Genomic DNA, 11,463 nt, shown 5'->3' on the forward strand with positions numbered 1-11,463 from the left:
CCGGGGGCGTCTCGCGTTCCGCGACCGGGCGGGTGCCCGCGACGAGCCGACCCCGGGGCGGCCGAGCCGCGACGCCGGAGGCGGCGCCATCCAGCACAGCGCACACATATTAATAAGGTGTAACCGCGCACATCCGCCAACCGAAACCCGGCCGTGCCCGTCCAACAGACGTGAAGCCCGGGGTACTCCGTCAACGTGTCAACGCGTCTGGCACTCTCGTGCGCATGAGTCGGTCTGGGGGGACCCGCGTGCGCGCGGCCGTCGCTGTGGTCGCGATCCTTGCCTTGTCCGCGTGCAGTGTGACGCCGCCCCCACCCCTCGTACCCTCCACGCCCGGCATGACGATCGTGCCCAAGGAGAAGGTCAACGAGATCGTCGTCGGGGTCGACGATGTCAAGGGCGGCTACAACCCGCACACCCTCGCCGGCCAGTCCACGGTCACCACCGCGCTCTCCTCGCTCCTCCTGCCGAGCACCTTCCGCACCGACACCGACGGCACCCCCGCCCTGGACCGCTCGCTGTTGTTGTCAGCCGAGGTCACGAAGGCGGAGCCGTACACGGTGACCTACACGATCCGCCGCGACGCCTCCTGGTCGGACAGCGCGCCGATCGCCGCCGAGGACTTCGTGTTCCTGTGGCAGCGGATGCGCGAGGAGCCCGGTGTGGTCAACCCGGCGGGCTACCGGCTGATCTCCGACATCGCCTCCCGCGAGGGCGGCAAGGTCGTCGAGGTCGTGTTCGAGCGGCCCTACCCCGGGTGGCGCAGCCTGTTCGCCAACCTGCTGCCCGCCCACCTGCTCAAGGACGCCCCCGGCGGCTGGCAGGCGGCGTTGAGCGACAGCTTCCCGGCCACCGCCGGCCCGTTCGCCGTGCGCACCCTGGACCAGCCGCGCGGCGAGATCATCCTGGAGCGCAACGACCGGTACTGGGAGCAGCCGACGACCCTCGACCGGGTGGTCCTGCGCCGCGCCGCGCACCACGACATCGTGGAGGCGCTCAAGACCGGTGACGACCAGGCCGCGTTGATCCGCGCCGACGCGATCGCGCTCAAGGACGTCGAGGCCCTGGCCGCGGACAAGCCGCTGACGACCGCCGTGGTGCCGCGCCCGGAGGTGGTGGAGGTGCTGGCCCGGCCGGCCGCGCCGCAGATGGCCGACGTCCGGGTCCGGCAGGCGGTGTTCGGCCTGCTGAACCGGGACGAGCTGATCGCCCTCGGCAGCCGCAACGGCCCCAGCGCCAAGCTGCGCGCGGACGCCCAGGTGCTGCCGCCGAGCAAGCCGGGCTACCAACCGACCGTCCAGTCGGTGGCCACCCCGCCCGCGCAGCTGCTGACCGAGGCGGGCTACACCAACCAGAACGGCCAGTGGGTGCGGGACGGCAAACAACTGACGCTCACCATCGCCGCACCTGCGGGTATCGAGCCGTATGTGACCATCGCGAGCCGAGTTCAGCGTCAACTGTCATTGTCCGGAATCGCCGGACGCGTCCTGACAACGCCGCCGAATCAGTTGTTCGGCCGAGATCTGTCGGGCACCGCCACTTCCGGCGCGGAGGTGGTCGACATTGCCGTCGTGCCCCGCGTGGACTCCGGTGATTCGTCCGCTTCACTCGCTTCCGCATTCGGCTGCCGCACCTCCTCGGGGGAAGGCGGTACACCCATTCCGGCGAATCTGTCCGGTTTCTGCGACCAGTCGGTCCAAGGGGCCATCGAGGACGCGCTGACCGGTCGGGCGCTGCTGGCGGACACCCTGGCGAGGGTGGAGCCGGTGCTCTGGCAGCAGGCCGTCTCGATGCCGTTGTTCCAGGTAGCGGACCTGTTGGTGGTGCTGCCGGAGGCGCAGAACGTCACCGCCGGGGCGCCCTTCGCGGGACCCCTCAGCGGTGCGCCGACCTGGCGCCGCGAAGGGCGTTGACCGTTAACTCTTCTCTTTGCCGGAAGCGTGACCTACGCTCAGGATGCGGGCGGCGGTCGATATTGACAGTATTCCCGTCGTCCGGTTAACGAACGCTCCCGCCCGGTAACGACGGAGTAGCGTGCTGCTACCAGCGTGTCACCCTTTGGTCACGATCGGCCTTGGGGTCGTGACCCTGCTTGCGGCGGCTTCTTATCGTGCTGCAACGGTGTGTCGGTTCGGGGCGCGTTTGGCACATCACGGTTATGGGTGGAGTTCCGGCCCAAACGGTCGCTCCAACCCAGTGCTAGGAGGGCACGTGTCGATGAGGAGATCAAAGGCTGTCTCGGCGCTTGCGCTGTTGACCGGCGCCGCACTCGTGCTGAGTGCGTGTGGTGGCGGCGGTGCCGGTGAAGGCGACGGTGGTGGCCAGCAGAACGCCGACCCGGGCAAGATCGGCGGGCAGGACGAGCTGTTCAAGCGTCCCAAGGTGGACGACATCGGCGAGATCGCGATCGCGGTGGAAGAGGGCTTCCACAACTACAACAACAACATCGGCGCGACGAACAACTTCTCCAGCACCATCGCGCTGTCCAACGTGCAGCCCTCGCCGTACATCACCGACCTGGTCGACGGCAAGGTCGTGATCAAGATCGACGGCGACCTGATGGAGTCCATCAAGGTCACCTCGAGCGACCCGCAGGTCATCGAGTGGAAGGTCAACAAGGCGGCGGTCTGGTCCGACGGCCAGCCGATCGACTGCGACGACTTCCACCTGAAGTGGCTCGCGGCGACCAGCAAGGCGACGGTCAAGGGCGACGACGGCAAGGAAGCCTCGATCTTCGACTCGACCGACACCGGCTACAAGGACATCTCCAAGCTGGAGTGCTCGGACAACGACAAGACGATCACGACGACGTTCTCGACGCCGTTCGCGGACTACCGCGCGCTGTTCTCGCACCCCGGTAGCGACAGCCTGCTCCCGGCCCACGTGCTGGAGCAGAAGACCGGCGTCGCGGACATCACCAAGGTGACCCCGGCGCAGAACGACGAGACCGTCCAGAAGGTCGCCGAGTTCTACACCAAGGGCTGGCTGGGCTTCGACCCCGCCGTCGCCCTGTCCGGCGGCCCGTACATGATCACCTCCTCGGACCTCAAGGACCAGACGGTCCTGGAGCGCAACCCGAAGTGGTGGGGCGAGAAGCCCGCGGCGTCCAAGGTCATCCTGAAGACGAACACCGACGCCCAGTCGTCCGCCCAGCAGCTGCAGAACAAGGAAGTCGTGGTGATCGCGCCGCAGGCCGACGCCGCGGTGGCGCAGCAGCTGCGTGGCGACAGCGCGTTCAAGGTCTACGCGGCCGGTGGCCAGACCTTCGAGCACGTCGACTTCAACATGGACCGCCCCCTGTTCAAGCAGAACAAGGAGCTCCGCCTGGCGATCGCCCAGTGCTTCGACCGCGAGGACCTGGTCGAGAAGCTGGTCAAGGACGTCGACCCCAACGCCAAGCCGCTGGGCTCGCTGACGTTCATGCCGAACGAGGTCGGCTACGAGGACCACTACGGCGACATCGGCAAGGGTGACGTGGCCGCGGCCAAGAAGACCCTCGAGGACGCCGGCTGGAAGCAGGGCGGCGACGGCATCTACACCAAGGGCGAGTTCCGCGCCTCCTTCAAGCTGGGCCACAAGATCGTCCAGCGCCGTGCCGACACCGTCCGCATCCTGCAGGACAAGTGCCGCCAGGCCGGCATCGAGATCGTGGACGACCAGGCTGCCGACTTCAACGACAAGCGCCTCCCGGCGTCCGAGTTCGACGCGGCCCTGTTCGCGTGGGTCGGCCAGCCGCTGAAGGCCGGCGCGTACGGCAACTACGCCCAGAAGTCCAAGGGCGGCTCCGGCAACTACAACAACTACGACTCGGCCGCGGTGACCGAGAAGTGGACGGCTGCCAACAAGGAGCTGGACTACAACAAGCGCATCCAGATGATGAACGAGATCGACAAGCAGATGCGCGACGACATGCACAGCGTGCCGTTGTTCCAGCTGTCCGACTTCGCCGCCTCCACGGCGGACATCGGCCCGATCTCCTACATCGGTGTCGCGGGTGGCGTGACCTGGAACCTGTACGCCTGGCAGATCAAGAAGTAGTTCGTTCGCCGGGTCGCAAGGTCCGTCATGCGATAACTGATTAATCCGACCGGGGGGCCGGTGCCACGAGCACCGGCCCCCCGGACGGTGTCCGCGTCCGGTAGGCTGGCCCGCTTGCGGCGGGGGCGCCTAGGGAGACTAGAGACTTGTCATGTTCCGTTACATAATCCGGCGGTTGTTGATCTCAATTCCGCTGTTGATCGTCGCTTCCTTCCTGTGCTTCGGACTCGTGAACGCCATGGGCGACCCCCTGGGCGAGTGGAAGCTGGCGAAGCCCCGGACCGAGGCGGAAATCACCGCCGCCTACGAGCGGACGGGTTACAACAAGCCGTTCTTCGAGCGCTACGTCGACTGGGCGGGCAACTTCGTCACCGGCGACTGGGGCGAGTCGGTCGTCCCCGGCAACGCCGGCAAGGACGTCAAGGAAGACGTCCTGGACGCGTTCGGCGTCACGCTCCGCCTGATCCTCGGCGCCGAGATCATCGCGCTCGCGCTGGGTATCGCGGTCGGCGTCATCGGTGCGGTGAGACAGTACTCGATCTTCGACTACATAGCGACGGGAATATCGTTCGCCATGTTCTCGATGCCGCTGTTCTGCGTGGCCCTGGTGCTCAAGGCCGGCGGCATCCAGCTCAACAACTGGCTGGAATCGCTCGGCGCGGACCGGTGGATCATCACCGCGGGCCCGCCGGGTGAGGGTTTCAGCGGCGGATTCGGCGAACAAGTCTTCCAGTACACCGGCGCGTACATCCTGCCGACCATCTGCCTGGTGGTCATCCAGTTCGCGCTCTACAGCCGGTTCCAGCGCGCGTCGATGCTGGAAACGCTGAACGCGGACTACGTGCGGACCGCGCAGGCGAAGGGCGTTTCGCAGGGACGTGCGATCTTCAAGCACGCGTTCCGCAACGCCCTCATCCCCATCATCACCGTCTCCTCGCTCAACATCGGCGCCAGCTTCGGTGGCGCGGTGATCACCGAAAGGGTCTTCGGCTGGTCCGGCATGGGCAAGTTCCTGATCGAGGCGATCGAGGACCTGGAGCCCTACCAGGTGCTCGGCTTCATGATGGTGACGGCCGTGTTCATCATCGTGTTCAACCTGATCGCGGACGTCCTGTACGCGGTCCTGGACCCGAGGATTCGCCTTGACTGAGATCGGTTCCCCCGTGGCAACGCCTGCCGCGCCGACCTCCGGCGAGGCGAGCCAGTTCGACACCACCGCGGCCAAGAAGCAGTGGCAGGTCATCCTGCGCCGCTTCGCCCGGCACAAGGCGGCGCTGTTCGGCCTGGTCCTGTTCGTCCTCCTGGTGCTGTTCGCGTTCTTCGGCGGGCTGCTCTGGAAGTACGACTACACCGACCTGGGCTTCAAGCGGTACCTGCCGCCCAGCGCCGACCACCCGTTCGGCACCGACCGCCTCGGCGGCGACATGGTGTCGCTGATCATCCGCGGCACCCAGTTCTCGCTCCAGATCGCGATCTTCGTCGCGGTGCTGTCCACCGTCATCGGCGTCGTGCTCGGCGCCCTCGCGGGCTACCTGCGGGGCTGGGTGGACGCGGTGATCAGCCGGTTCATCGACCTCATCCTGGTCATCCCGAGCCTGATCATCGCCGCCGTGCTGGTGCGCAACAGCTTCGTGGTCAACGTGGCCGGCGGTGGCGGCAGCAGCAACTGGCTGATCGTGGCCCTCTACCTGGGCCTGATCATGTGGCTGTCGATCGCCCGGGTCATCCGCGGCATGGTGCTGTCGCTGCGCGAGAAGGAGTTCGTGGAGGCGGCCCGCGCGCTGGGCGCGTCGACCTTCCGGATCGTGTTCCGGCACATCCTGCCCAACACGATCGACGTGATCATCGTCAACGCGACGCTGGCCATCGCCCAGGCGGTGCTGCTGGAGGCCGCGCTGTCGTTCCTCGGCCTCGGCGTGCAGTCGCCGGACACCTCGCTGGGCCTGATGATCAGCCTGAACAAGAACGAGCTGACGCTGCACCCGTGGCTGTTCTTCACGCCGTTCGTGTTCATCGTGCTGATCTCGCTGTCGGTCAACTTCATCGGTGACGGTCTCCGGGACGCCTTCGACCCGCGGCAGAAGAGGGTGAAGGCATGAGTGAGTTGGACGTGATGAACGAACCCGAGTCCGCGACCGAGGGGCTGGGCGGCGACAAGCTGCTCAAGGTCGAGAACCTGTCGGTGGACTTCCCGACCGACGACGGCGTCGTGCACGCGGTGCGGGACGTGTCGTTCACCCTCGGCGCCGGTGAGGTGCTGGGCATCGTCGGCGAGTCGGGCTCCGGCAAGTCGGTGTCGTCGATGGCGATCATGGGCCTGCTGCCCAAGACCGCGCGGATCGGCGGCTCGATCAAGTTCAAGGGCAAGGAACTCGTCGGGCTGAGCTACAAGCAGATGCAGCCCGTGCGCGGCAACGGCGTCGCGATGATCTTCCAGGACCCGATGACGTCGCTGAACCCGGTCTACACGGTGGGCTGGCAGCTGGCCGAGGCGTACCTGGCGCACCACGACGTGTCGAAGAAGGCCGCGTGGGCCAAGGCCGTCGAGGCGCTGGAACTGGTCGGCATCCCGCAGCCGGACCGGCGCGCGTCGCAGTACCCGCACGAGTTCTCCGGCGGCATGCGGCAGCGCGCGATGATCGCCATGTCGATCATCAACGACCCGGACGTGATCATCGCGGACGAGCCGACCACGGCGCTGGACGTGACCGTGCAGGCGCAGATCCTGGACACGCTGCTGCGCATCCGAGACGAGACGAGCGCGGGCATCATGATCATCACCCACGACCTCGGCGTCGTGGCGGGCATGGTCGACCGCGTCCAGGTCATGTACGGCGGCACGGTCGTCGAGCAGGGCTCCGTGGACGAGGTGTTCGAGGCCCAGCGGATGCCCTACACGGTCGGCCTGCTCGGGTCCATCCCGAACCCGAACCTGCTGGGCAAGCGGCTCACCCCGATCAAGGGCGCGCCGCCCTCGCTGATGAACCTGCCGCAGGGCTGCTCGTTCTCCCCGCGGTGCCCGCTGGCCATCGACGAGTGCCGCGAGACCGAACCGCAGCTGCTGGAGACCGACCGGCTCGGCCACTTCGCGCGCTGCCACCGCTCCGCGCACCTGGCCACCATCGAGAACCCGCAGCGGCTGTTCGCGCACGAGGAGATCGGCGTGGTCGAGAACCCCGCCGCGCTCACGATGGCCAACCCGGACATCCCCGTCGCCGAGGACCTCGACGACGTGGAGGCGCGGTTGCAGGAAGAGGAGAAGCCCACGTCATGACCACTTCGACTGACGTGAACCCCCAGGCCGGCGGCGCCCGGTCCGGCGGCGGGTCCGGCCAGGCCCCGCTGCTGGAGGTCAAGGACCTGGTCAAGTCCTTCCCGGTGCGCGGCGGCGGCATCATCCCGCGCACGGTCGGGCAGGTGCAGGCCGTGTCCGGCGTGACCTTCGACCTGTACCCGGGCGAGACGCTCGGCCTGGTCGGCGAGTCCGGCTGCGGCAAGTCCACGACCGGCCGGGCCATCCTCCAGCTGCACAAGCCGACGTCCGGCTCGGTGAAGTTCGAGGGCCGCGAGCTGACCAAGCTCGGCGGCAAGGCGCTGCGCGGTGTCCGCCGGGACATGCAGATCGTGTTCCAGGACCCGTACGCCTCGCTCAACCCGCGCTGGCAGATCAACGAGCTGATCTCCGAGCCGTTCAAGATCCACGGCATCGAGGGCGGCGGGAACATCCAGCGCCGGGTCAACGAGCTGATGGAGCTGGTCGGCCTCAACCCGGAGCACCGCAACCGGTACGCCCACGAGTTCTCCGGCGGCCAGCGGCAGCGCATCGGCATCGCCCGCGCGCTGGCGCTCAACCCGAAGCTCATCGTGCTGGACGAGCCGGTGTCGGCGCTGGACGTGTCGGTCCAGGCCGGTGTGGTGAACCTGCTGGAGGAACTCCAGGAGCGGCTGGGCCTGGCGTACCTGTTCGTGGCGCACGACCTGTCGGTCGTCCGGCACATCTCCGACCGGGTCGCCGTGATGTACCTCGGCAAGATCATCGAGATCGGTGAGCGCGAGGAGATCTACGCCCGGCCGATGCACCCGTACACGCAGGCCCTGCTGTCCGCGGTGCCGGTGCCGGACCCGAAGCTGGAGCGGCAGCGCCAGCGGATCGTGCTCACCGGTGACGTGCCGTCGCCGGTGAACCCGCCGTCGGGCTGCCGGTTCCGCACCCGGTGCTGGAAGGCGCAGGACATCTGCGCCACCGAGGAGCCCAAGCTGGAGCGGCGCGGCGGACCCGAGGGCACCCTCTCGGCCTGCCACTTCGCCGAGGTGAAGCCCGTCCTCTCGGTCTGAGGCACCGTCGTCGGGGCCGCCGGTTTCCGGCGGCCCCGGCGCTGTCTCTACGCTGATCCGGTGACGCTGACTGCTCCACCACGGTTGCTGCTGGTACACGCACACCCTGACGACGAGAGCCTGTGGACGGGCGGCACCATCGCCCGCTACGCGGCGAGCGGCGTGCACGTCACCGTGGTCACCTGCACCCTCGGCGAGGAGGGCGAGATCATCCCGCCCGCACTGCGCGAACTGGCCGCCGACGCGGCCGACCAGCTCGGCGGCTACCGGGTGGCCGAGCTGAGATCCGCGTGCGCGGCGCTCGGCGTGACCGACCACCGGTTCCTCGGCGGCATCGGCCGCTGGCGCGACTCGGGCATGGTGGGCGTGCCCGCGAACGACCACCCCCGTGCGTTCATCCGGGGGTCCCTGGAGGAGCAAGCGGGCGAGCTGGCCGCGATCATCGCGTCGGTGAAGCCCCAGGTCGTCGTCACCTACGACGAGAACGGCGGCTACGGCCACCCCGACCACATCCGGGCGCACGACATCACCATGGCCGCGACTGAAGGCTCCGAGGTCGAACGCGTGTTCTACGCGGTGACCTCACGGGACGCGACCGCGGCGGGCGTCAAGGCCCTGTCGGAGCTGCCGGACCTGCCGTGGCGGCTGCCGTCGGACGGCGAGCTGCCGGTGGTCGACGACGCGGCCATCACGACGGTGGTCGACGTCTCGGACCACCTGGTGGCGAAGATGCGGGCGTTGCGCGCACACTCCACGCAGGTCAGCGTGCTGCCCGACGGGTCGGCGTACGCGCTGTCCAACGGCATCGCGCAGCCCGTGGTGCAGGCCGAGTACTACGTGCTGGCGCGCGGTTCCGCCGACGGGGCGGACGAGGACCTGTTCGGGGGGCTGGATTGAGCGACCGGTTGGCGATCGCGGCGATCGTCGTCCAGGCGTTCGTGCTGGCGGTGCTGGAGCTGTTCTTCCTGCCGCTGCGCCTGGACGGCACCCTGCTGCCCAAGGTCTCCGACTACCCGTTCCCGATCGCGGCCATCGTCGCGATCATCACGACCCCTTTGCTGGTCCTCGCGGCTGCCGCCCATGCCCGCCGCCCGCTGACCGCCGCCGCGCCGTTGCTGGTGTGGCTGGCGACGTTGCTGGTGCTCGGGGTGTTCGGGCCGGGTGGGGACACGATGCTGCTCAACGACTGGCGGACGTTGCTGCTGTTCGCCGGTGGCATGCTGCCCAGCGCGGTGGCGGTGGGCGCGTTCATGGGGAGGCAGGCCCGTGCCGGCGATCAGTGACCGGGACGTGGTGCGGGCCCTGCGGCCGTTCGTGCGCGCCACTGGTCCACTGCTCGACACCCTGCGCACGGCTCAGCTGTCGGCGTTGCGCGACCGGTCCCTGGAGCGCGACACGGACCGCCGGGTCGTGGACCGCTTGTGGGACCAGTTGGCGCGGGTGAAGGTGCCGGGGACGGCGGCGTGGGCGGTGATGGGCGTCGCGGACCGGGACGAGTGGTGGCTGAACCGGGTGGGGCGGCTGGTGTCGCTGCTGGCCGCGCTGCCCGGGGTGGGCGGCGCGTTGGCGGACCGGCTGCCGATCCAGGCGGCGCTGGGCGCGGCGGGGCAGGGGTTGGTGCTGTCCGCGCTGGCGGGGGAGCACGGGTTCACGTCGGTCGAGGACCGGGTGCGGCTGCTGGCGCACGTGCTGTTCCAGCGGACGGTCGACGGGCGGGTGGTGGACGCCCCGGCGGAGGACCGCGAGACGGAGGAGTTGACGTCGGAGCTGAAGCAGTCGTCGACCTTGCGCGGGATCGGCCGGACGGTGTGGAAGCTCGCGAAGGTGCTGTGGGCGCTGGAGGACGAGCTGGACAAGCGGCCGCAGGGCCGGTTCTACCACCAGGCCCTCGGCATGCTGCCCGTGGTCGGGGTCGTGGGCGACTACTTCGGCGAGCGCTCCGCCCTCAAACGCGTCCGCAAGGCCGCCGACGACTGGTTCGCCACCCAACCACCCCGGGACTGACCCACACCGGCCCGCGTCGCCCGCCCCGGGACTGAGCCACGCCGGCACGCGCCCGCGCCGGACGTGAGCCAGGTCGGCACGTGCACGCCCGCGACTGGGTCAGGCCCAGCACCCAGCGGCCGCCCGCCCCGGGACTGACTCACGCCGGTACCCAGTACCGGTACTGGTGGTGTTCCGTGCAGCCCAAAGACGCGTACAGCCGCAGCGCGGGCTCGTTGTGCTCGGCCACCTGGAGCGCACACCGGGTCGCCCCCCGCTCCAACCCCCACGCCGCCAACGCGCCCATCAACGCCCGCGCCACACCCGTCCGCCGTGCCGACGCCACCACCGCCAGCCGTGCGATGTGCAGCAGGTCGCCCACCACCGCCCCGCGCACCGCCGCGACCACCACCCCCTCCCGCCGAACCTCACCGAACCCGACCACGTCCCCGCTACCCAGTACATGCTTCTGGGCCACCGTGGGGTTGCCCTGGGCGGTCAGGTTCCACCATTCGGGAGAAGGCAAGGGCTCGACGCTCACTCCTTCGGACTTCGGACAGGCGAACTCGCGCAGCGCACCCGTCAGCACGTACGAGGATGCGCCACCCGGGTGATCATGGTCGACCCGCCAGCCCGCCGCCGCCACACCCGACTCCGCGCGCGACCCGACCACCACGTGCGCGGCCGGCTTGATCGCGTGGGTGGTCGCGAAACTGATCACCCGGTCGAGCGCCAATCCGACCGGCAGACCCGGGTCTCCCGTGGTCAGAGCGCTGTTGGCGCGGCCGGTGAAGCCGCCGGCGGCGCGCAGCCGCCACTGGCCGAGGGGCTCGTCGACCAGGGCGGGCCAGGCGTCCGCGCAGCGTTGCTCCAACTCGGTGACCGAATCCATGCACGCATCGTCCCTTCTGCTGGTAAACGGTGTTCTGTGAGCTGAAGCACGGTGCTGATAAGGCAAGCCTGACCGTTGGACAATCGGATCCGCCGCGTACTCTCCGGCTTGCGCGGTGTGGACCAGAACAAGAGCAGGAGAGCGCAGTGACCTATGTGATCGCCCAGCCGTGCGTGGACGTGCTCGACAAGGCGTGCATCGAAGAGTGCCCCGTC

At 68.8% G+C, this 11,463-nt stretch carries 10 protein-coding genes and 1 pseudogene; 10 read left to right on the forward strand and 1 reads right to left on the reverse strand.

What is annotated here, in order from left to right; all coding sequences use genetic code 11:
- Positions 1-224: 224 nt before the first annotated feature.
- The 9 genes from RIN75_RS37525 (at position 225) to RIN75_RS37565 (ending at position 10,377) form a co-directional block, all read left to right on the forward strand.
- On the forward strand, positions 225-1,913 hold the full coding sequence (locus RIN75_RS37525) for an ABC transporter family substrate-binding protein (RefSeq protein WP_375296075.1): 1,689 nt from the start codon (positions 225-227) through the stop codon (positions 1,911-1,913).
- A 304-nt stretch (positions 1,914-2,217) separates the two neighbouring features.
- Positions 2,218-4,038, forward strand: a complete 1,821-nt coding sequence (locus RIN75_RS37530; RefSeq protein ID WP_309116855.1) for an ABC transporter family substrate-binding protein — start codon at positions 2,218-2,220, stop codon at positions 4,036-4,038.
- A gap of 151 nt (positions 4,039-4,189) precedes the next feature.
- Positions 4,190-5,188 (forward strand): ABC transporter permease, encoded by a 999-nt coding sequence (locus RIN75_RS37535; RefSeq protein WP_309116856.1) that lies wholly within the window; start codon positions 4,190-4,192, stop codon positions 5,186-5,188.
- Positions 5,181-6,137 carry an ABC transporter permease gene (locus RIN75_RS37540; RefSeq protein WP_309116857.1) on the forward strand — a complete coding sequence of 319 codons (957 nt, stop codon included), beginning with the start codon at positions 5,181-5,183 and terminating at the stop codon, positions 6,135-6,137. Before RIN75_RS37535 ends, RIN75_RS37540 begins: the two co-directional genes overlap by 8 nt.
- Complete coding sequence (locus tag RIN75_RS37545; protein ID WP_309116858.1) at positions 6,134-7,312, forward strand: ABC transporter ATP-binding protein; 1,179 nt, start codon at positions 6,134-6,136, stop codon at positions 7,310-7,312. The genes RIN75_RS37540 and RIN75_RS37545 overlap by 4 nt, the downstream gene beginning before the upstream one ends.
- Complete coding sequence (locus RIN75_RS37550) at positions 7,309-8,373, forward strand: oligopeptide/dipeptide ABC transporter ATP-binding protein (RefSeq protein WP_309116859.1); 1,065 nt, start codon at positions 7,309-7,311, stop codon at positions 8,371-8,373. Before RIN75_RS37545 ends, RIN75_RS37550 begins: the two co-directional genes overlap by 4 nt.
- 60 nt (positions 8,374-8,433) lie before the next feature.
- Positions 8,434-9,270 carry an N-acetyl-1-D-myo-inositol-2-amino-2-deoxy-alpha-D-glucopyranoside deacetylase gene (gene mshB / locus RIN75_RS37555; protein WP_309116860.1) on the forward strand — a complete coding sequence of 279 codons (837 nt, stop codon included), beginning with the start codon at positions 8,434-8,436 and terminating at the stop codon, positions 9,268-9,270.
- Entirely contained in the window at positions 9,267-9,656 is a 390-nt protein-coding gene (locus RIN75_RS37560) for a hypothetical protein (protein WP_309116861.1), read from the forward strand. The genes mshB and RIN75_RS37560 overlap by 4 nt, the downstream gene beginning before the upstream one ends.
- Positions 9,640-10,377 (forward strand): hypothetical protein, encoded by a 738-nt coding sequence (locus RIN75_RS37565; protein WP_309116862.1) that lies wholly within the window; start codon positions 9,640-9,642, stop codon positions 10,375-10,377. The genes RIN75_RS37560 and RIN75_RS37565 overlap by 17 nt, the downstream gene beginning before the upstream one ends.
- Positions 10,378-10,516: 139 nt before the next feature.
- Here the strand turns inward: RIN75_RS37565 and RIN75_RS37570 are convergent, their stop codons facing one another.
- Positions 10,517-11,248, reverse strand: a complete 732-nt coding sequence (locus tag RIN75_RS37570) for a GNAT family N-acetyltransferase (protein ID WP_309116863.1) — start codon at positions 11,246-11,248, stop codon at positions 10,517-10,519.
- Positions 11,249-11,277: 29 nt separating this feature from the next.
- On the opposite strand from RIN75_RS37570, the pseudogene RIN75_RS37575 reads away from it, so the two are divergent.
- Positions 11,278-11,463 (forward strand): annotated as a pseudogene (locus tag RIN75_RS37575) (hypothetical protein); the annotation flags it as partial.

The sequence above is a fragment of the Saccharothrix sp. genome (assembly GCF_031180885.1).
Classification (GTDB): Bacteria; Actinomycetota; Actinomycetes; order Mycobacteriales; family Pseudonocardiaceae; genus Actinosynnema.